This window comes from Bacteroidota bacterium (assembly GCA_019637975.1).
Classification (GTDB): Bacteria; Bacteroidota; Ignavibacteria; order UBA10030; family UBA6906; genus CAADGV01.
Window position 1 is genome coordinate 26,622 of record JAHBUR010000026.1, and the last position, 20,707, is coordinate 47,328.

At 50.9% G+C, this 20,707-nt stretch carries 20 protein-coding genes and 1 pseudogene; all 21 read right to left on the bottom strand.

Annotated elements, in window-relative coordinates; genetic code table 11:
- Positions 1 to 127: 127 nt before the first annotated feature.
- A complete protein-coding gene (locus tag KF749_13740; GenBank protein MBX2992211.1) occupies positions 128 to 598 on the bottom strand; it encodes an acyl-CoA thioesterase in 471 nt (156 codons plus the stop codon).
- Positions 598 to 1,455: an outer membrane protein assembly factor BamD gene (gene bamD / locus KF749_13745; GenBank protein MBX2992212.1), complete on the bottom strand. Its 858-nt coding sequence runs from the start codon at positions 1,453 to 1,455 to the stop codon at positions 598 to 600. The genes KF749_13740 and bamD overlap by 1 nt, the downstream gene beginning before the upstream one ends.
- Before the next feature lie 4 nt (positions 1,456 to 1,459).
- Positions 1,460 to 2,074: a hypothetical protein gene (locus KF749_13750; protein ID MBX2992213.1), complete on the bottom strand. Its 615-nt coding sequence runs from the start codon at positions 2,072 to 2,074 to the stop codon at positions 1,460 to 1,462.
- Between the two features lie 183 nt (positions 2,075 to 2,257).
- Complete coding sequence (locus KF749_13755) at positions 2,258 to 3,109, bottom strand: acyltransferase (protein MBX2992214.1); 852 nt, start codon at positions 3,107 to 3,109, stop codon at positions 2,258 to 2,260.
- Positions 3,110 to 3,144: 35 nt separating this feature from the next.
- Positions 3,145 to 3,411, bottom strand: coding sequence for a hypothetical protein (locus KF749_13760; GenBank protein MBX2992215.1), 267 nt, complete (start codon positions 3,409 to 3,411; stop codon positions 3,145 to 3,147).
- Between the two features lie 130 nt (positions 3,412 to 3,541).
- Complete coding sequence (locus tag KF749_13765) at positions 3,542 to 3,823, bottom strand: hypothetical protein (GenBank protein ID MBX2992216.1); 282 nt, start codon at positions 3,821 to 3,823, stop codon at positions 3,542 to 3,544.
- 12 nt (positions 3,824 to 3,835) lie between these two features.
- The gene (locus KF749_13770) at positions 3,836 to 4,153 is read right to left on the bottom strand and encodes a hypothetical protein (GenBank protein MBX2992217.1); all 318 of its coding nucleotides are present in this window, start codon (positions 4,151 to 4,153) and stop codon (positions 3,836 to 3,838) included.
- Complete coding sequence (locus KF749_13775) at positions 4,083 to 5,417, bottom strand: GAF domain-containing protein (protein MBX2992218.1); 1,335 nt, start codon at positions 5,415 to 5,417, stop codon at positions 4,083 to 4,085. Before KF749_13775 ends, KF749_13770 begins: the two co-directional genes overlap by 71 nt.
- A gap of 528 nt (positions 5,418 to 5,945) precedes the next feature.
- Complete coding sequence (locus tag KF749_13780) at positions 5,946 to 8,873, bottom strand: PAS domain S-box protein (protein MBX2992219.1); 2,928 nt, start codon at positions 8,871 to 8,873, stop codon at positions 5,946 to 5,948.
- 12 nt (positions 8,874 to 8,885) lie between these two features.
- Complete coding sequence (locus KF749_13785; protein ID MBX2992220.1) at positions 8,886 to 9,638, bottom strand: TPM domain-containing protein; 753 nt, start codon at positions 9,636 to 9,638, stop codon at positions 8,886 to 8,888.
- Between the two features lie 44 nt (positions 9,639 to 9,682).
- Entirely contained in the window at positions 9,683 to 10,276 is a 594-nt protein-coding gene (locus KF749_13790) for a LemA family protein (protein ID MBX2992221.1), read from the bottom strand.
- Positions 10,277 to 10,288: 12 nt separating this feature from the next.
- Positions 10,289 to 11,221 carry a CapA family protein gene (locus tag KF749_13795; GenBank protein ID MBX2992222.1) on the bottom strand — a complete coding sequence of 311 codons (933 nt, stop codon included), beginning with the start codon at positions 11,219 to 11,221 and terminating at the stop codon, positions 10,289 to 10,291.
- A gap of 321 nt (positions 11,222 to 11,542) precedes the next feature.
- On the bottom strand, positions 11,543 to 12,121 hold the full coding sequence (locus KF749_13800; GenBank protein MBX2992223.1) for an outer membrane beta-barrel protein: 579 nt from the start codon (positions 12,119 to 12,121) through the stop codon (positions 11,543 to 11,545).
- Positions 12,122 to 12,303: 182 nt separating this feature from the next.
- The gene (locus KF749_13805) at positions 12,304 to 12,969 is read right to left on the bottom strand and encodes a PorT family protein (protein MBX2992224.1); all 666 of its coding nucleotides are present in this window, start codon (positions 12,967 to 12,969) and stop codon (positions 12,304 to 12,306) included.
- 51 nt (positions 12,970 to 13,020) lie between these two features.
- Complete coding sequence (locus KF749_13810; protein MBX2992225.1) at positions 13,021 to 13,533, bottom strand: hypothetical protein; 513 nt, start codon at positions 13,531 to 13,533, stop codon at positions 13,021 to 13,023.
- A 30-nt stretch (positions 13,534 to 13,563) separates the two neighbouring features.
- Positions 13,564 to 14,701, bottom strand: a pseudogene (locus tag KF749_13815) (acyl-CoA dehydrogenase).
- A gap of 20 nt (positions 14,702 to 14,721) precedes the next feature.
- Complete coding sequence (locus tag KF749_13820) at positions 14,722 to 15,585, bottom strand: 3-hydroxybutyryl-CoA dehydrogenase (protein MBX2992226.1); 864 nt, start codon at positions 15,583 to 15,585, stop codon at positions 14,722 to 14,724.
- A 56-nt stretch (positions 15,586 to 15,641) separates the two neighbouring features.
- On the bottom strand, positions 15,642 to 16,823 hold the full coding sequence (locus KF749_13825; GenBank protein MBX2992227.1) for a thiolase family protein: 1,182 nt from the start codon (positions 16,821 to 16,823) through the stop codon (positions 15,642 to 15,644).
- Position 16,824: 1 nt separating this feature from the next.
- Positions 16,825 to 18,072 (bottom strand): transcription termination factor Rho, encoded by a 1,248-nt coding sequence (gene rho, locus KF749_13830; protein ID MBX2992228.1) that lies wholly within the window; start codon positions 18,070 to 18,072, stop codon positions 16,825 to 16,827.
- Between the two features lie 334 nt (positions 18,073 to 18,406).
- Positions 18,407 to 19,714: a bifunctional folylpolyglutamate synthase/dihydrofolate synthase gene (locus tag KF749_13835; GenBank protein MBX2992229.1), complete on the bottom strand. Its 1,308-nt coding sequence runs from the start codon at positions 19,712 to 19,714 to the stop codon at positions 18,407 to 18,409.
- A gap of 47 nt (positions 19,715 to 19,761) precedes the next feature.
- Positions 19,762 to 20,706: a dihydroorotate dehydrogenase gene (locus KF749_13840; protein MBX2992230.1), complete on the bottom strand. Its 945-nt coding sequence runs from the start codon at positions 20,704 to 20,706 to the stop codon at positions 19,762 to 19,764.
- Between the last annotated feature and the right edge of the window lies 1 nt (position 20,707).

Sequence of the window (20,707 nt, forward strand, 5' to 3'; positions counted from 1 at the left end):
GAGAAACCGGATGAAGTCCACAAAAGCTGGCAGGAAAACAAGCTCCACGCGAAATGGTGTCGCGCCCAATGCGCAACTTGGCAGGAAGCCTTTCCTTTGAAGAAGTTCAACAAGCGAATTCCAGAAGTTACCTAACATTCCTGCGAGCCAAGCGTGCTTCCCGACGCCTCTGTGCTTCAACGTAGCGGCGGCGTTCGTCCGGGGTCTCCGCCTGAACAGGCGGCACCGCAACGGGCAAGCCCGTATCATCGATGGCAACAAAAGTAAGATAGGCATTGTTCGCCCGCCGGACTGTTCCCTGCCGGAGATTCTGCGCTGTTACCATCACTCCAACTTCCATCGAGGTTGTGAACGCACAATTCACCGAAGCTTGAAGCACGACGATTTCACCGAGTTTTATCGGAGTGTGGAAGTTCAACTCGTCAACCGAGGCGGTGACGCAGACACGGTTGGAGTGTCGTGCGGCCGCAATGGCCGCCGCGATGTCAATCCAATGCATCAGGCGTCCGCCTAACAAATTGCCCAACTGGTTGGTATCGTTGGGCAACACAAGTTCCGTCATGTAGACTTGGGAATCTTTTACCGTTCTTGCTTCCATTAACGTTTTTGCAAAAGAGCTGCCCCTGCTGCCGTGCCCCCAGCCGTTCCACTTTCATTTCCGCCCGCAGCCGGAACATCTTTCAACCCAGCCTCTACCTGTTCATTCAGCTGTTCTGCCCTTCCGCGCAGCACACTGTTGGGGTAGAGTTGGAGGAACTTTGCAATAGTCGCCTTCGCCTCAGGAAATCGCTTTCGTTTAATAAGGAGTTCGGTTTTTCCCAGGTATGCAACCGGAGCGTACTCCGTGTCGTGATATTTTTCAATGACAATATCGTAGTACAGCAATGCAGATTTGTTGTACTCCATCTTCGAGTAGAGCTCGGCGGCGTCAAAGTCCTTCTTTGCAAGGCGGAGTGTCAGTTCCTGGATTTTCTCCGATGCGTCGGGAACAAATTCGCTTTGCGGATAATACTCAACGAATGCCTGGAGTTCATCAATCGCCCGTTTCGTATACTGTTGATCAAGGCGCGATCGCGGCGAAAGATTGTAAAAACACAGTCCCAGCTTGTATTGGGCTTCGGATACCCGCGGGCTCGCCGGCATGTTCCGCCGGAGGGTTTGATACTCGTACGATGCGAGAAGATACTCTCCCCTCTTGAATCGGCTTTCTGCCAAATAGTACTGGGCATCTCCTGCAACCGCACTCCCCTGATGTTGCAAGGTCAGAACGGTGAATTCATTAATCGCTTGCAGATAATCTTCGTCGTCGAACAACGCCTTTGCATGTTGGAATCTGGCCTCGGGAGAAACATCCTGCAACACATCTTTCGAGCCGCAACCGGCCAGCATGCCCGCCAAAAGAAGAAAAACACATATCGTTCCAACAACAGAATGTCCACCCGAATTTTCCTTCACGCGCCTAGCTCCGTACGTTAAATAACAAAAGCACAGCCACAGCAATCGATCCGATCACTACAAGCGGCTCTGCAACATTTGAGAAGAAGCCCTGTTGAGGCAACTTTCCTTTAGTAATAGGAATTGTCGGATTCTCCACAAAACGAATTTCTGACAACCCAATTGTATCCGTCTTCGAGTCTGCGAATTCGTCCGTCAGGACGATAGACCCCGAGCGCCGGTCAACAATTCGCGCTGCGAGACGTAGCCGGACCGTCCTGTCCACCATTCGCGCCCCGAACAACCAATCTCTTCGTACACCCGAATACTCCACGCTCACATCAGATAAACCAAATTCGAATAACAACGGTGCCGCTTCGCTCACGCTCGGGTTGATTGAGCTGTTCTTGAGATTCTCAAGAATACTTCCTTCGATATACCACGATGATTCCTTGGGAAGAACTGAGATTTCTATTTCCGTCACGTCCCGCAAATCGGCATCACGCAACACACGTCCCGCAATGTTTCCAGCCAGGTTTCTTACAACATCAAGATTCGTCAACAGCTTTTCCTCGTCTGAACCCTCTTGTGCACGCACAGTACACACCGCGACAACAGCAATCAGGACAAGGAGAATCACATTCTTCGCCCCCGAACATGCCCTCCGGAGGAGGGATATTCGGTGCGAAGCATGCCAGCTCCAAGGGTGAGGCTCCGAATCTAAGAACACAATTAAGGCCTGGTTTGATTCAAATGTGATACCAAGGTACGGAAATTCGGCCGGAGTTTCAAGAAGACTGTCAATTCCCGACTCTAAACCGTGTCAGGACTTTGAATGAATGCGCGTCAGTTCACTGATGGCAAGCTCAATTTCGTCATCAAGGAAATGTCGGGAAAAGCGTCTTGCCCGCCGAATCGCGTTTCCATCAATCGTGGAAACAATCAAATCTTCATCGAAGAATTTCGCCTGCACATCAACTTCACCGTCCGGCCCCACTACCGAAGAACCGCCCCAGAAGTTGATTCCATCTTCATACCCGGTTCTGTTGCAAAAGGCAAGGTAGGTAGTGAGGAGGCGTGCGTATGCTTTGTGGTTTTCGGAATTCACGCGTGCCGTTTGAAGCTCACGTGCATCTCCGCCAAGGCGCGTCGGACTTGCGACAAGGGTAATGATAAGGTCTGCCCCATCCTGCGCAAGAATGTACGGCAGCGAAGGATGCCAGAGATCTTCACAGATCAAGACGCCGATTCGTCCATTGTTCGAATTGAATGCTCGTACCGATCTGCCGCGGTTGAAATAGCGCATCTCCTCGAACATCCCGTAAGTCGGTGGATAGGTTTTCCGATGGACAGATTGGACGGCTCCATCCTCCAACAAGAATGCTGAATTGTAGATTGCAAACGAGTTGCTCTCCTCGACTCCCCCGGCAATGATCGAGATGGTTCTACTCATTTCCAATAACGGAGAAAGCGCGGTGGTCTCACGAGCAGGATTAATAGCCAGTTCCCAATTCATGTCCTTGATCGTGTAGCCCGTAAGACTCAACTCGGGAAAGACTACAAGGGAGGCTCCGGCATCTTTCGCGCGTTGACAATACTCCAGATGTTTCTCGACGTTTTTCCTGATATCGCCGAGAACGGGGTCTATCTGAGCCAGAGCCAGCTTGAATGTCATGATGGGGACCGGGGGTGATAAAGGCTATTCACGTCTCAACCGTCGGACAAGTCGAACATCCGTATATCTTTGATATACGGAATGGTCTTGTCGGTTTCAAATGTTTCAGTTTTCAATTTTCTTTTCGATACGCTGCAGGTTGTGCGAATGATGGTAAGATAGGTTTTGAGATTATCTTCTTCGTGCTTCTTGTGCAGGTCTGTAATTAGCGTACCCATCTCGTCAAGCGGCAGGCGGAGTTCGTCAGTGATCTGCAGAACAAGTTCTCTGATAGCCTCGAGCCTCTTCTGCGAAATTTCCAAGCCGTGAGCTGCTCGCGAAGTTTTTGACGCTCAATAACGTTGAGAATCGTCTTGGGGAGAACCGGTGTCGAGATTTCCTCTTTCACAAGATAATCTTCGATACCGAGTTTCGTAACTTCAACCACAAGAGTCAAAATCCTTGTTCACAGTCAGAAAGACAATTGGAGTCACGAGGACCTTGCTTGTCGTGCAACAGGCGTGTGATTTCAAGCCCGTTCTGACCCGGCAGGAAGTAGTCCATCAGAATCATGATACGCAGGGTTTCATCGAGCTCAGTCGCGCTGGCGCCGTTCTCCTTCCATGTAACAAGAAACTGGTCGGGCTCATGTTTTCGTAGAAACACGTCAACGAGTTTGGCAAAATCAGGATTGTCTTCAATCAGAAGTACGCGTATGGCGGTCTGTTGTTCCATGTGAGAGGATGCTTAAGCTGGTTTCTTCACACTGAAGTAAAACGTTGACCCAACACCCGGCGTTGAATCAAGCCAGATGCGGCCTCCTTCACGCTCGACAATTCTCTTCGCTATCGTGAGGCCCGCGCCCGTTCCGCGGAATTCTTCGCTTCGTTTCAGACGTTGGAATATTGTAAAAATGCGCTCGAAATATTGGGGTTCAATTCCGATGCCGTTATCTGCAACGGAGAATACAAACTCGTCGTCGGTTTCGCTGACACTAATGTCGATTTTCGGAAGAGGTTTGTCGCAGAACTTCATCGCATTTGAAATCAGTTCCCGGAACACCATGCTCAGCCGCGTGCGCTTGTAACGGGCAAACAGGCATGTTCTCCGCGACCTGAACTGTGAGATTCTTCTCACGAAGAGAGAACTGGAGATCGTAAAGGATTTCATCAATAATCGTTCGCACGGATACGACCTCGATTTCATCTGTCATCCGGCCCAAGCGAGACAGTGTCAGGAGATCATCGATGAGATTCTTCATCCTCGATGTCGAGTGGACAATCGCCCCGAGATACTCCTTTCCTTCGGCATCAAGTTTCTCCCTGTAGTCTTTCATGACGATCTTGCTGTACCCCTCAATGCTGATCAGCGGTTCCTTCAAATCGTGCGAAACAACGTACGTGAAATCGTCCAGCTCTTTGTTCCTGGTCTCGATTTCAGACGATTTCCTCAGAGTATCCTCGTACAGCAACGCCTTACCAATTGCAACACCCGTCAAATTAGCTATACTTTCCAAGAGACGCAAGTGATTGGTTTTATAGAAGTTACGCCCGGATGAGATGATTGAAATAATGCCAATCACCTTCTGATCCGACTTGAGTGGAACAGCGAGAATCGAGTCAGTATTCTCGGAGGTGGTGCTCCCGAGGAAACCCTTCCCGTCGGAAATGACCTCTTGATAAATCGTGTTCGGCCATTCTGCCAATGCCCTTATCTTCATTCCTGCGGGGTAAAATTCTTCCACGCCATTCACAACCCGCGCCACGAGGGAGAGCGTTTTCTCGTCAGGAAGATACGCCTGGTAATAGAATCGTTCCGAAGGCAGCGCCTCTTGCGTTTCACTGTACACGACCCGTATCATCGATTTCAGATCGAGAACTCCGGTCAGGCCCTTGCCGAGTTCGTACAATGTGGTAAGGGTTTTCACCTGCTGCTGAACCTCCTCATACAATTGAGCATTGTCGACAGCACCGCCGATCTGATTTCCAATCAGAAGGAGAAGCTGCTGTTCGCTTTCGCTGAAGGCATGCGCTTTCGAGAAATTGATCATGAACGCGCCAAGTATCTTCTCCTTTGATTGCAATGGAATAACCGCCGAGCTTTGGAGCCCGAGTATCGCATTCAAGCGTTTGCCCACTTCAGTGAGCCGGTCTTCTTGATGAAGTCCATCTTCGATGTAGATGGGCTTTCCGGAAGTGATCACGATGCCGGTAAGGGATTTGTCAATCGACAACGTTTGCAGCGCTCTCGCATACTCATCGGGAATGCCCCAGTGCTGTGTGAGGACCAGCTGCCCTTTGGATTCATCCAGCAAATAGAAGGCAACCATGTGTGCGTCAAAAATGCTCCTTCAGTTGATCCCACCGCCACACGAAGAACGGCCTCCACTTCCAGAGACATATTTATGGATGTGGTAATAGCATTGACGGCAACGAGTTCCTTGTTCAGGCGCTTCAATTCCGCTTCCGTTCTGTTGATGTTGCTGATATCCGTATGCGTGAACACCAGCGCAACAACTCTCTCTCCAATCACCATCGGGTTGACAACCATATGGTACACAAGAGGTTGGGCTACCCCCGGGATTGAAATATCGCGGGCGTAGTATTCAATTCGCCGCGCAAACAGATCATCCATAACCGTCTTGTAGTGTTCCCACCTCGAGTTTTCCGGAACGATCACGCGCAACGATTGACCAACAATTGTTTCTCGTCTGCCAGCTCATCTAACCCCAACCGGATCATGAAGTCGCTCCACGCCTTGTTTTACTTCTGTAATCCGGTATTGCCCGGATCGACGGTGTAAACGACATTGTCAATAGAGGATTGAAGATTACATTTAAAGTAGGTCGGAGTCATTCTCAACCTGTCTGAACAATCGTACACGTTGAATGATGGTACCCACCTGTACTGCAACGAGGTTGGAGAACGCTCAACTCATCTTCCGAAAATGCATCCTTCAAGTCACTCAGTAAACTGAATGTTCCCAGCGCTTTTTCGTTGACAAAGAGAGGAATAGTAATCTGTGATTTACTCCTTGACTCGGAGGCACTGACAATCACAGGCCTTTCCGAGCGGATAGCATCGTAAATAACTGTTGCATCGAGGGCAAGGCGGTCAACACGGCGGCTCTCTCCCGATTCCGTAGGAACGGCGTGATACCACGGCGAGAGTTGCTGAGTTTCATCAAGGAAGGCGATGCTCATGCCATCGAACGGAATGAGTGCATGCACCTCTGTAGCAATCGATTCGAATATCTGGTCGAGGTCCGTCGTCGTATTCGCATGACTGATAATCCTGTTCAACAACTCGAATTGCCGGTTCTTCCACTCCAAATCCAGAACAAGCTGTCTGCGTTCGGATATATCACGGGCAATATTCAAGATCGCAATGGATTCCCCGTGAACATTCCTCAACAGCGTTGTATTCAGACTGACGGCAACCTGGTTGCCGTTCTTATGAACCCACGTCATATCAAGGTCGTGGAGATGCTCTCGAACGTGCAAGTCGGACACCCAGCGGAGAAACCGCGTCATCTCGTCGTCCAACAGCCACGGATACGGGAAGTGCTTTAATCGAACCTCCTCCCGTTCGTATCCTGTCAAACGTGTGAACTCGCGGTTCACCTCCCAGATCTCTCCTTCAAGATCAGAGATCAACAACGCGTCGCCCATCGCATCAATGACGTTACGCAATGTCTCTTCAGACTCGGTGACATCAAGTTCACGCTGATGCGTATCAACGCCCCGCGTAACGAGCAGAAGAACGCCCGTGCGCACATTCTGCGAATCCAGCAACGGTTTCAGATGAAGATGGAACGGAGCATGCACATCCGGAAGCGACGACGACAAATCGACCTGCTGCGTAACCCCGTTCTCTGAAGAAGATAACCGATCCATCATTGCGAGAATGGATTCACGCAGCACGGGGATGTCATGTAGGCTCTTCCCGGCAACATCGTTGCGTGAGATGCCTGTTATGTGTTCAAGGCCCCGGTTCCATTCGGTACAGAGGAGATCGTTGTCGAATGCGGCAATTCCGTCCGTCAGTGCGTGTAGAATGTCTTCTATAGGCGAGGCAGTCAGTCGTGTGTCGGGAGTTTCGCTTTCTTCGCTTGCAATCTGTTTCCTTGCCGTGATATCGTGCAATATTCCCTCGATCAAAAGGATGCTTCCATCGGAAGCCTTCTTGTAACGAACGCGATCCTCGAGCCAGATGTACGTCGCCTTGCCTTTCGGGAAAATGCGATATTGGAGTTGAAATTCTTCTTCCTCTGTTGCTTGATTCGAGATTCGCTTGGACAACACAGGTCTATCGTCGGGGTGAAGGAGCGTGCGCCATAAGCCTGCATTGGCCATGAAATCAGCAGGGATGTAGCCCAACAGCTTCGCAATGCTCGGACTGACATAAACGAACGTACCATCAGGCTGGAGGGTGTACAGTACGTCAGAAATATTGCTGACTGCGGCAGCGAACCTTTCATTTGCATCACGGGCAGTTTCTTCGAGCAGAACTTTGTCAACTCCTGTGCTGAGTTGGCGGCTCAACGACGCAAGCAGAACACGATCGTGTGCATCCAGCGATTCTTGTCGCATCGTTGCGAGAAAGAGAATTCCGTGCAATCTGTTCCTGACCACTAGGGGTAAGAACGCAACGGATGTGTATCTCTCTCCCTCGAACAATCCTCTGTGAGGAAGATACGGCGGATACTCGGAAACAGCAGCAACAATTGGTTCATGCGTCTTGTCGAAGAAGCGTGCTAAACCTTCGTCAAGATGTTGTGTAGTGAAAGCTGAGACTACTTTGCCGCCCAGGTTTCTGTGTGTATGGATTCTCAGCTCTGAATGGGCAGGGTCAACGGACAAGACAGCGCCTGTCTCAAATTGAGTTCCCCTCATCGCCGCATTCAAGCCGCTCCGGTAGATATCGTCGAGCGTGGATAGTCCGGCAATATCATCCGATATGCGATTCAGGAGTTCGAGACCCTTGCTCCTTCGCTCGAAGAGTTCTTCCGTGGTCCGCTGCTGCGTCATATCCCGATGATACGACAGGACGGCCCATCGTTCGTTGAAGAGAATCCGCCGTGCGCTGACTTCGATGAAGATCTTCGAGCCGTCTTTCTTCGTACCGGTGTATTCATACAGCAAGTCCGACTCATCCCCGATGGATCGCTTTTCTTCCTGATCAGCAATCAGGGCGCGGGCGTTTCTGCCGGAAACAACGGATGTCACGCTTTTTCCCAACAATTCCATTACGGAATCATATCCGAACATTCTCGCAAAGCTGCTGTTGAGCAGGACAAACTTCCCATCCAGCGACACCGAAATTGCGAGTGGCGAACCCTCCAGCAATACTTGAAATTTTGCATCAACAGCTCCCGCCCGGTCGAGAATCCGGCGTCGTTCGCTTACGTCGGTGAATGTGCAGTAGAGAGCTTCTTTCCCATGGAATTGAACCACCGATGCCGAAAGCTCGACCGCAACAGTCTTGCGGTCGGGGGCCGGGAGAAGTACTTCCCGGGTACTGATCCTGCCATGAGTCTCTTTGCTCTCAAAAAGAGATGAAATTTCTTTTAGCAGATCCGCATTCTTTCGTCCAAAGAAATCCGAGAGGGAGGGTGAATTTTCCTGTGTCCACGGAAACAACCTTGTGAACAGGTCGTTCTTGATGACAAGCTTGCGGTTGACAAAGATCGCGTAAGGATAGGGAAGCGCGGTAATAAAATCGCGATACTCTTGCTCAAGAGACGTGAGAGAATTATTGTCCGCAACCGAACGTTTTGCCGCCATGGGAGCCTCAGTCTACCAACTTCCGCTCGACCCGCCACCGCCGAAGGATCCGCCGCCACCGCTAAACCCTCCGAATCCCCCGCCTCCACCTCCCCATCCTGTCCCACCCGAGGAACGTCCCCGATGTCCTCCTCCGAAAAGAATCGGGAGTGCGGCGGTTCCCAGCAACCCACGGGAACGTTTACCTCGAGCCAGTGCCGAGAGAATGATGAATGCCAACAGCAGGAAGATGATAATAGCGCCGACAGTGTCTTCGTTATCGTCTTTCCGCTTATCAGCTTTGTGCTCATTTCGCGTGGCAAGTATGATTGCTTCCGCTCCTGCCTTAATACCCGCGTAGTAGTCGCCATCGCGAAAGTGTGGCGTAATCTCCCGGCGAATAATTGTTCCGGCAAGGCCGTCCGGCAGCACTCCCTCCAAACCATATCCCACTTCAATGCGCAACTTGCGATCATCTTTTGCAATCAGCAGAAGGATGCCGTTGTCGGTTCCCTTCTGCCCGATTAAATTTGCCTCCGCAATTCGCAGGGCGAACTCTTCGATGCTTGCGCCTCCAATAGTGGGGAGTATTACGATGACTAGTTGCGTTGACGTTGAATCCTCGAATCGGGCAACGTCGGCCTCAAGGGCGTTCACTTGTGCCGTGGAAAGTGTGTTCGTGAAATCGGTCACCCGCCGCGTTAGTTTCGGGACCGGCACCTCCTGAGCAAGTTGATCCTGCGTCTGGCTGAACGCACGACTCCACCCGGAATTCCCTGAAGGCATCCACAATGCGGCGATAAGAACAAGGTATAGGAACGGCTTCATCATCAGAACTTTACCGCAGGAGGCGCATCTGCGCCTTCACGTGCTTTGAACCACTCTTTCTCACGGAATCCCGTGAATGCCGCTATGAACGACATCGGGATTCTTCGAATTGCGCCATTGTAATCCTGAACAGCTGCATTGTACCGGGTGCGTGCAGTCGCAATGCGATTCTCCGACCCGGCAAGCTCATCCTGAAGCTTCATGAAATTCTCGTTCGATTTCAGTTGCGGATAATTCTCCGCTACTGCAAGAAGACGCGAGATAGCAGACGAAAACTGATCCTGAGCCTGCTGGAACCGGGCAAATGCTCTCGGGTCTTCAAGAACTTCTTTCGTGACGGTAATCTGTCCGACTTTTGCCCTTGCCTCTGTAACGCCGAGAAATACGTCCCGTTCCTGTTGGGCGAATCCCTTCACGGTCTCGACATAGTTTGGGATAAGGTCGAACCGGCGTTGGAACTGATTCTCAACTTGAGTCCACGCTCCGGACACTTCCACATCTTTCGTAACAAGTGAATTGTAGGCTCCAACGCCCCACATAACGAGCAGAACGATGATGCCGACAATCGCCAATAGAATAATCATACCTTTTTTCATGTAGTCTCCTGACTAATGGAAGATGGATTTAGGGAAGATAGATGATAGTTGCTTCATTTCCTTGAGCAGACTGTCGGCTTCCGCGCCGGTTGCCGGTACGGCTTTCCATTCCTTGACATGAACGGGAATGAAGGAAAATTGCGGCCCTTCGCCGTGTAGCCTGATTTCAAGCAGACCAGTATCATACGTGTGTCTGCTGTTTCCGCCAAAGATGAGATTTCCGAGTGAATAGGCAATGATCTTGCCCTTGTAGAGTTCAATCCCCTGCAATACATGGGGATGATGGCCGATAATGGCATCGGCCCCTGCATCGATAACCTTGTGGGCGAATGCACGTTGGGTGGCATCGGGTTTTTGAGCTTTTTCAATCCCCCAATGAAAATTCACTACGATGTAGTCTGCTTCGTTGTTCTTCTTCAGAAGTCTTATGTCCCGTTGAATGAGCTTCAGCACCCTGTCGGCAACGCCAAAGGATTTTCCCGTTGCGGCCGGAGCCTCACCGCCATTGTAGTATCCCAAAAGGGCGATTCTTCGCCCCCGAACAGTCTTGATGAGCGCCTGATGAGCCTCGGCGTGCGTTCTTCCTGCCCCTACACGGCCGATTCCGGCCGAGTCGAGGAAATCAAGCGTATCGAAAAGTCCATCCTTCCCGAAGTCATGAATATGATTGTTTGCGATATTTACCACCTCTATTCCGGCAGCCGAAATCACGTCGAGAAACCGGGGCTTCATGCGGAATGTAAATGGCTTCTCCTGTCGCTTGCCCCGGACGGTTACAGGGACTTCAAGATTCACCATGCTGATGTGATCTGTTCTGAACAAATCAAATTCGCTGAACGCACGATGAATATCATCCCCCACCGCCTCCTGATAGCGGTGCGCGAGAAGAACATCGCCGCCAAAGCGCATTATCACTTCGAGAGTGTCCGTTGGCGAGGACGGCAAATCCGTTTCAAGGGAATATGCCTGAGAAACACAAAGAACTGTCAGGCACAAAGCAAAACGAACCCGCATCAGGACAATATTCACAAGAAAATGCCAGTCACTTGTTGAAACAAAACAAGGAAGCGTAAGCCTCCTTTTGCTTGATGTCCGCCATCATCGCCTGTAATTCTGCCCCCATCATCTGAGAAACTGCTTCAAGCCAAGACCGATTATCTCTGAAAGTATATGAAAATAGAAGAAGGCTTGCAAGATGAGCGCTGCTCCATAAAACAAAAAAGGAAGCCCAAAGGCTTCCCTTTTCATTTCGATTTGAACAATCGTTCAGTTAAAGATGTACCCGATACGGGCTGCAATGCTCGCCGCACCTGAGACACCAAGATAGCGTACCGCAACGTCAAAGTTGCTTGCTTCGAAACCAACCATCGGCTGATATGTGAAATCGCTACCGGAGACCGAAATACTCTGTGCGGGAACGACGACGATGGTGCCAACTGTGATTGCAGGGGTATCCTGTGTGTACGAGGAGAAGATCAATCCCATGTCAAATCCGCCGTAGAGTCTGAATGGACTGCTTGCGGGTGCAAAGTAGTATCGTCCGCCAACAACAACAGGAATCATGCTCCAGTTGCCCGGTTTGATTGTGAACGTGCCAACTGTCCGCTCTTTGCCTGAAAAGATCATGTATCCTGCTGTTCCGTTGAGGGTTAACATATCATTAATCGGATAGTATCCCTTTGCAGTACCGCCAATTCCAAGATTCCAGCCATCGCTGAAACCGGTCGTCATCGGAATTGCCACGTCTGCACCGACACCGAAACGGAACTTCCCTTGCGCACTTGTGCTGTCAACTGCAAAAACAACAAACGCCACTGCCAGAACTACTAGCAATGTTTTTTTCATAAAGGTACCCCTTTTGAATGTGATAAGTTATGGTTATTTGGTGGATTGTGGTCAGAAGTCAGGTTCGGTAAACCCGACTAAGTATATGCAAAATGGAGCTTGCTGTCAAGTTAAGAAATTCGCATCTAAAGGAAATCCCCCGTTTGGGGTATTTCACGAAAACGTATATAAAAATGGACAGGTTACAAGCTGAACAGCGCGCCAAATTGAATCATAAAGCCACGGGACTTCGCGCTTGGAGCCGTGGCACCCTGCTGAACTTGGCGAGCATCAACGTTCGACAGCCCCAGAGCATATCGAACGTCGCCGGTCAGTGCGACGCTTTTTGTAAGGTTGAACTTCGCCCCACCACCGAACGCAAGAGCAAAATCAAGCGAGGAGACATTGCTTTTGATGTCGGTTTCCTGGGGGGCTCCCTGAAGAAGATCCACCTTCTGTGTGGCGGAAGCCACGATTCCTAAGCAGGGGCCTGCGAAGCCGTAGGGTTGGAAAGTTCCGCTCATCAAGAGTATCTTGAAAAGAATCGGAATGTCAATCTTGCTTATGGAAATTGTTTCACTTGCTCCTTGTTGATTCTGCCACTTCGTTGAAGCCCCATTATAGCCAGGTTCAATCTGTACACCGAACATACCTCCGAACAAGAGCTCAATCTGTGCAGCAGCAACCAAACGCAGAATGCCACTTTTTGAAATGCCGGGGTTTCCCTGATACGGGTCAGGGTCAACCGACAACGAGCTGACATTAAGACCCGCTTTCGGACCAACAGAGAATTTGATCTGCGATACTGATGGGACCGTCAACGTAACGGCAAACAGAATGAGCAGACAAATGCGGAAAATTGTGAGCATTGTGTTTCTCCTCGACCTTGTTGAGAATTTGTTATTTTCTTTGGTGAATACTCATGGAATCTCATACCGAATGCCGGGCCGGATGGCGATATTGAATACCGTGATACCAGGGAATCCGGGGAAGGGCGACGAAACAAATTGTGGCCCGAGAGTCAGATCCGCCGATACATACAAATTCTTCGCAACACCGAAGCTTGCCCCTCCCCCAAAGGGGATGAACACATGGGGGCCAGCCGTCACAAATACAAGTGCAAAACCTGCATGCGCATACGGCTTGATATTCGAACCGGGGATCTGAAAGTAGTACTTGAAATATGATACCCACGTTATGGGTGTCCCTGTTGCCGTTGTGATGTCGAACTCGGTGCCAACAGCCGGCCCTTTCCCGAACATGACTTCCGCCATCGGCCCGAATGTGAAATCCGTCGAACTGGCGCCTCCGCCCGTTGAGATGGAAAGCCCCATATTCCCTCCGACTACCCAACGTACTTGGGATTGGGAAGGATCGGCAAGAACAGCAAACAGAACGAAAAGAGCAATAACCGCCGTAACCCGATTTTTCATGCTTTACTCCTTGTTGGTTGTTTTGTTTGTTTACCGCAAGAGTGAGCGTGAGATAACGACACGCTGAATCTCTGAAGTACCTTCGTAAATCTCTGTGATCTTCGCATCGCGCAAGTACCTCTCGACGAGATATTCCTGAACGTATCCGTATCCTCCGTGAATTTGGATCGCCTCCAGTGCAGCCTGAACGGATATTTTGGACGCGAAGAGTTTTGCCATTGCCGCTTCCGATCCGAATGGAAGTCCGGCATCTTTAAGCGCCGCAGCCTTCAAAATCAACAAGCGGGCAGCCTGGATGTTAGTTGCCATCTCGGCAATCTTGAATTGAATTGCCTGCAGTTCTGCAATAGGCTTGTCAAACGCTTTCCGTTGTTTTGAGTAATTGATGGATGCATCAAGACAGGCTTGCGCTATTCCGAGCGCCTGTGCGGCAATCCCGATACGGCCGCCTTCCAGGGTTTTCATGGCGAACTTGAAACCGTCTCCCTCTTCACCAATTCTGTTGGCGACAGGAATTCTCGCATCCTGAAATGCAAGCGAAACGGTATCGGAACTGCGGATTCCCAACTTCTTCTCTTTCTTTGCCACGGAGAACCCCGGTATGCCCTTGTCGACAATGAACGTGCTGATACCCTTGGGTCCCTTTGATTTATCAGTGGCGGCCATAACGAGCACAAGGTCGCATGTGCTTCCGTTGGTAATCCAGTTCTTTGTACCGTTGAGAATATAATAATCGCCATCACGATCCGCAACTGTTCGTTGGTTTGAGGCATCACTTCCTGCCTCGGGCTCGGAGAGGGCAAATGCCCCGAGCTTTTTGCCGGATGCCAGATCACGCAAATACCGTTGCTTTTGATCTTCAGTTCCGTATTTGTCGATTCCGTAACAGACAAGCGAGTTATTGACAGACATGATGACACCGCAGGAAGCATCAACGCGGGAGATTTCCTCCATCGCACCGAGCTGATCGAATCCAAGCCCGCACCACCCCACTCTTCCGGTACCATCATCCCCATGAAGCCGAGTTCCCCCCATTTCTTTTACGAGATCGTGGGGAAAAAATCTCCTTCTCATCCCGTTCCAATGGAACTGGCGCTATTTTCTGATCGGCAAAGTGGCGCGCTGTTTCGCGTATAAGTTCGTGTGTCTCTGAGAATTGAAAATCCATGATGGTGTATGTTCCCCTGTTCAGTGTGGTTTGGTGTAATCGTAGAAGCCTTTTCCGCTCTTGCGGCCAAGGTGCCCTGCGGCAACCATTTTCTTCAGTAGCGGGCAGGGACGGTACTTTGAGTCGCCGAGACCTTCGTGAAGAACATTCATGATGGAAAGGCACACATCAAGCCCGATAAAGTCCGCAAGGGTCAGCGGACCCATCGGATGATTCATGCCGAGTTTCATCACTGTGTCGATGGATTCAGGGGTCGCTACTCCCTCCATCACACAGTACATTGCTTCATTCAGCATCGGAAGAAGTACACGGTTTGAAACAAAACCCGGATAGTCATTGACCTCCACGGGTACCTTTTCCAGTTTTTCCGAGAGCGCCTTCACCGTCGCGTATGTTTCATTCGATGTTGCGAGTCCGCGTATCACTTCAATCAACTTCATGACGGGAACGGGATTCATGAAGTGCATCCCTATCACTTTGTCCGGGCGCTTGGTGGTTGCAGCAATTTCCGTTATTGAGATGGAAGATGTATTCGAAGCGAGAATCGTCTCCGCCTTGCATGAGGAATCAAGAGTCTTGAAAATGTCGCTTTTGATCTTTTGATTCTCCGTTGCTGCTTCGATAACGATATCTGCCGTCGATGCCGCAGATGCCAGATCCGTCGAGAGCCGGATGTTTCCAAGCGTTGTCTTCTTGGTTTCCTCGGTCAGGACACCTTTCTTCACTTGGCGATCAAGATTGGCGGATATGGTTGCCAACCCCTTGTCGAGAAACTCTTGCTTGATATCGTTCAGTGTTACAGTGAATCCATACTGGGCAAAAACGTGGGCGATACCGTTGCCCATGGTTCCCGCGCCTACCACGGTTACATTCTTGATGTTCAAAGCATTTTCCTTCTATTTCTTCGGTATGTTGGCCGGAGTTGATGGTGGAACGGTGATTAGACACGCTCGACAATCAGCGCGGACGATTCTCCGCCTCCGATGCAAATTGCGGCAAGTCCGCGCTTGAGATTGCGTTGTTCGAGAGCATGAAGCAGCGTGACCAGAATTCTCGCACCGCTGGCGCCAATAGGATGGCCGAGAGCCACGGCTCCGCCATTGACGTTCAGCTTGTTGACATCCAGGGCAAGAATGTTGCTGACTGCAAGGGCAACAACGGCAAACGCCTCATTGATTTCGAACAGATCGATATCATTCAAACTCATCGCTGCCCTGCTTAACACGTTGTTGATGCCATCGGCAGGAGCCGTTGTGAACCAGAGCGGTTCCTTGGCCGAAGACGCTTGCGCAACGATGCGGGCAAGAGGTTTCACGCCGAGGGACTTCGCCTTTTCGGCGGACATGAGAACGAGTGCCGCAGCGCCGTCATTGATTTTCGAGGAGTTCGCGGCAGTAACGCTGCCGTCTTTCATGAAGGCTGATTTCAATTTCGGGATCTTTGAGAAATCCGTTTTGAAGACATCTTCATCATCAACAACAGTTTTTGTTTCCTTGCCCTCAGTGACTTCAACTCCAACGATTTCCTTCGCAAACCGGCCTGTCTTTTGTGACTCTTGCGCCCGCGAATAACTCAGGATGGCGAACTCGTCCTGCTTATCCCTCGGGACATGACATTCTCTCGCACACAATTCTGCCGCATTGCCCATCGGCGAGTCATCATAAACGTTCAACAGTCCGTCTCGCATCATTGAATCAAGAATCTGCGCATGTCCCATACGGTAGCCTGCACGGGCTTTGTCCAACAGGTACGGAGCATTGGACATACTCTCCATGCCGCCTGCGACCACAACATCCGCGTGTCCGAGCATGATGGATTGAGCGCCGAGCATAACGGCCTTCAGTCCCGAACCGCAAACCTTGTTGACCGTCATCGTTTCGACGGCGACCGGCAAGCCCGCATAGATCGCTGCTTGGCGGGCGGGTGCTTGTCCGACGCCTGCTTGAATGACGTTGCCCATGATCACTTCATTGACTTGCTCGGATGCAATGTTCGCGCGCTTCAGCGCTTCTTTGATAACAAGAGCTCCAAGCTTCGGGGCCGGCACGGAACTGAGAGCCCCACGGAAACTCCCTATCGGCGTTCTGCAACCGCTGACAATGACAACTTCGTTCGTATTCATGTTAGCTGTTCATAGATTTCAAGAATTCTTTGTTTGATTTTGTCCCTCTCATCTTGTCCAGCAAAAATTCCATCGCTTCGACCGTGTTGAAATCGGACAAGAACTTGCGCAAGACCCAGACGCGATTCAGATCGTCGGCATCCATCAGCAATTCCTCCTTGCGTGTGCCCGACCGGTTGACGTCCATTGCCGGGAACATGCGTTTATCGCTCAACTTGCGGTCGAGAACGATTTCCATGTTGCCCGTGCCTTTGAACTCTTCAAAGATCACTTCGTCCATCCTGCTGCCGGTTTCTATCAGAGCCGTCGCGACAATCGTGAGGCTCCCCCCCTCTTCGATGTTACGGGCCGCACCGAAGAATCGCTTCGGCTTGTGCAGTGCATTCGCATCGACACCACCCGACAGGATTTTCCCTGAATGCGGAACAACCGTGTTGTGGGCGCGGGCAAGTCGCGTGATGCTGTCAAGCAACACAACAACGTCGCGCTTTGCTTCGACGAGGCGTTTCGCTTTTTCCAACACCATATCCGCCACCTGTACGTGACGCTCCGGCGGTTCGTCAAACGTCGAGCTGACGACTTCCGCATTCACGGAACGTTCCATATCCGTCACCTCTTCGGGTCGCTCGTCGATCAACAGAACGATGAGTTTCACTTCGGGGTGATTGCGGGAAATGCTGTTCGCAATCTTCTGCAGAAGAATTGTTTTACCTGCCTTCGGCGGCGAGACGATCATCCCGCGTTGGCCCTTGCCTATCGGAGTAAGTAAATCCATAATGCGCATCGAATACTCGCCGGGTGCCGTCTCCAACTTGATTGTCGTATTCGGATACAACGGCGTGAGATTGTCGAACAACACACGCTCCCTGATCGATTCCGGATTTTCATCATTGACTGCCTCGACGCGTAGCAGCGCAAAGAAGCGCTCGCCCTCCTTCGGAGGTCGAACCTGCCCGCTTACAGTATCGCCCGTTCTGAGGTTAAATTTTTTGATTTGGGAGGGGGAAACGTAAATGTCGTCGGGCGACGGAAGGTAGTTGTAGTCCACCGACCGGAGAAAGCCGTAGCCGTCAGGCAAAACCTCCAACACTCCTTTGCTGAATGTGAGGCCGCCTTGTTCGGTTTGCGCTTCAAGGATTTTGAAAATGAGTTCCTGCTTTCGCAGATCGCTGTAGCCGGTGATGTTCAGGTCTTTGGCGATTTGGTTGAGCTCTGCAATCTTTTTTGACTTGAGCTCTGCAATGTCCATTGGCATGGAGCGTGAATCCCTTCACTAAAAATATATGCGCCCTTCACACGTTGACCTCGAGCCAGATCGTGAAAGTCTATTCGGGGAGAACGGTTGAAGAGAATTGGTTGGATGTGTAATAACTGATGAGTTCGAACAGGTGGTACTTCAGACGCCTGCCGTATCGCAGGCAGGAGCCGCTAAAAACATTCCTCTTTCCATCAAAAATATAGACTATTTGAATTAGATTGTCAAGCATGTTGCAGCAGCTTAACGAAGCGATGGGATCCTTTTTCCGGTAAGATGCTGCTGTTTTTAGAAATGTTCCGGAAAGCGCTTCCAAGGTATTCCACCGCTATCCGGTTATCTGATCTGAAAGCGATTTCAAGGCCTCGGCGACGACATAATGCGACCCTGTAATGACAATTTTTGTCCTCTCACGGGAGATTTTCCTTGCGGCAAGAATACCTTTTTGAACAGTGCCGGCATCGATCGCCGTTACACCTGTCTTTCGCACTTCTCTGGCAATTACTCTTGAACTCAGAGAGCGTTTGTTCTTTGCACTGACGGCAATCACCTGGCTGCCGATGCGGCTGACAACTTCGCACATCTCCGGGTACTGTTTGTCTCTCATTACCCCGAATACGACTACGCAATTTCGAAAGCGGTGTGAAGAAATCGTCTCCGCAAGCGAGTTCAACCCCTCCACATTATGCGCAACATCCAAAACGAAGCGGCCTCCCACCCTCTCGAATCGCCCTCGCAGGCCGGTGTTTGCCCGGACATGCTCGAATCCCCGGTGAATGGTGTCGTCCGAAATTCCACTGAACAGTTTCGTATGTACATTGGATCGCATGAGTACATCAATTGCCGCAAAGGCAGTCGTTGCATTATTAATCTGATGTTCCCCCGCAAGTTCAAGCCGGACATGTGAAACGGAAAACCGTCGTGATTGAAAGCGAAGCGTCGAATGCCGTCCGTCCGTTTTGCGTCGCTTCACGTTGACATTTTTGTGTGAGACAATGAGCGGCGACTTTTTTCCGGCGCAGATTCGTCGTAGCGTCGCTGATACCTCCGGGTTTGTGGATCCTGTAACACAAGGCGTATGCCGCTTGATAATCCCTCCCTTTTCACGTGCTATTGTTTGCAGCGTATTTCCGAGATACTCCATGTGGTCAAACGAAACGCCTGTTATGACACTCACCAGCGGGCGTAACACGTTGGTGGAATCCAGGCGCCCTCCGAGACCCGCTTCAACGACCGCTATATCAACATGACGATCCGCAAAATATTGGAACGCGATGCAGGTAGTTGCTTCGAAAAACGTGGCGTTCAACTGTTCGATCATCGGGCGCAGTTTCCTTGCATACTGAACAAGAAGCTGTTCCGGCATTTCAATTCCGTTGATGCGGATGCGCTCAGTGAATTTGACAAGATGAGGAGATGTGTACAGCGCGGTGGTGCAGCCCGATTCCATCAACACCGATGCAATAAGCGACGCCGTCGAGCCCTTGCCATTCGTTCCCGCAATGTGAATCGACAGAAATCTTCGTTCCGGATTCCCGACGGATTTCAACAGTGCTCTGATATTGCGCAGCCCGAATTTCATACCGCGACTCTGAAGTCCGTACAGAAAACGGAGTGTTTCGTTGTAAGCCTTCATGGAGGTATTGCGGGATGATACCGCGATGCGACGAAACGGGGATTCACCTACAGCCAACTCGAAATGGCGGAGAACTCTGTTTTTGCGTCGAGACTTCCGACCAGGTCGCCGACATCGGACAGATTGTGCGATTCACAGAATACCCGGATGCCTTCGGCTATCTTGATCCCGGCTCCCGGATCGATATAGTTGGCCGTTCCCACCTGTACTGCCGAGGCACCCACCATCAGGAATTCAATTGCATCATCGGCATTCATGATGCCGCCGATTCCTATCACCGGGATCTTCACTGCCTTCGATGCTTCATATACCTTGGCAAGCGCAACCGGCTTGATAGCCGGACCCGAAAGTCCGCCGGTGACGGTCGAGAGCTTTGGTTTCCGTGTATGGATGTTCACCGCCATGCCGATAAGCGTATTGATAACGGAGAGTGCATCCGCCCCTGCTGACTCTGCTGCACGGGCAAATTCGGAAATGTGCGTGACATTCGGAGTAAGTTTGATGGACAGGAATTTTCTTGTTCTGGAACGGAGACGTCGGGTGATCTCCTCGATCATCATCGGATTTGTTCCAAAACTCAGTCCGCCTTCCTTTACATTCGGGCATGAGACGTTGATTTCATATCCATCTATACCCTCCTCCGCTTCCAGCGCATCAAGCACATTGCAGTATTCATCAATTGAACTTGCCGCGATGTTGGCGATAATCGCTGTGTCCAACGTCCTGAGAAACGGCAGCTTCTCTGCGATAAATCTATGGACGCCGATATTCGCCAGGCCGATGGAGTTCAGCATGCCGCTTGCGGTTTCCACGATGCGCGGCGGCGGGTTGCCGTCACGGGGCTTCATGGAAAGAGATTTCGTTACGATTCCTCCCAGTTGTGCAACATCCACCAATTCAATTGTGTCGTCGCCATATCCATACGTACCCGAAGCAACCAACACTCTGTTCTTGAACCGGACTCCCGCAAGTGTAACGGATGTTGTGATCATG

Bases quoted from the DNA above. Each gene is read 5' to 3' on its own strand.
- KF749_13765 (MBX2992216.1), bottom strand. From the start codon at position 3,823: ATGGAACAACAGACCGCCATACGCGTACTTCTGATTGAAGACAATCCT.
- KF749_13805 (MBX2992224.1), bottom strand. From the start codon at position 12,969: ATGCTCACAATTTTCCGCATTTGTCTGCTCATTCTGTTTGCCGTTACG.
- KF749_13785 (MBX2992220.1), bottom strand. From the start codon at position 9,638: ATGCCTTCAGGGAATTCCGGGTGGAGTCGTGCGTTCAGCCAGACGCAG.
- KF749_13755 (MBX2992214.1), bottom strand. From the start codon at position 3,109: ATGACATTCAAGCTGGCTCTGGCTCAGATAGACCCCGTTCTCGGCGAT.
- KF749_13780 (MBX2992219.1), bottom strand. From the start codon at position 8,873: ATGGCGGCAAAACGTTCGGTTGCGGACAATAATTCTCTCACGTCTCTT.
- KF749_13740 (MBX2992211.1), bottom strand. From the start codon at position 598: ATGGAAGCAAGAACGGTAAAAGATTCCCAAGTCTACATGACGGAACTT.
- KF749_13835 (MBX2992229.1), bottom strand. From the start codon at position 19,714: ATGAAGGCTTACAACGAAACACTCCGTTTTCTGTACGGACTTCAGAGT.
- KF749_13840 (MBX2992230.1), bottom strand. From the start codon at position 20,706: ATGATCACAACATCCGTTACACTTGCGGGAGTCCGGTTCAAGAACAGA.
- KF749_13790 (MBX2992221.1), bottom strand. From the start codon at position 10,276: ATGAAAAAAGGTATGATTATTCTATTGGCGATTGTCGGCATCATCGTT.
- KF749_13810 (MBX2992225.1), bottom strand. From the start codon at position 13,533: ATGAAAAATCGGGTTACGGCGGTTATTGCTCTTTTCGTTCTGTTTGCT.
- KF749_13800 (MBX2992223.1), bottom strand. From the start codon at position 12,121: ATGAAAAAAACATTGCTAGTAGTTCTGGCAGTGGCGTTTGTTGTTTTT.
- rho (MBX2992228.1), bottom strand. From the start codon at position 18,072: ATGGACATTGCAGAGCTCAAGTCAAAAAAGATTGCAGAGCTCAACCAA.
- KF749_13775 (MBX2992218.1), bottom strand. From the start codon at position 5,417: ATGGTTGCCTTCTATTTGCTGGATGAATCCAAAGGGCAGCTGGTCCTC.
- KF749_13825 (MBX2992227.1), bottom strand. From the start codon at position 16,823: ATGAATACGAACGAAGTTGTCATTGTCAGCGGTTGCAGAACGCCGATA.
- KF749_13770 (MBX2992217.1), bottom strand. From the start codon at position 4,153: ATGGTGTTCCGGGAACTGATTTCAAATGCGATGAAGTTCTGCGACAAA.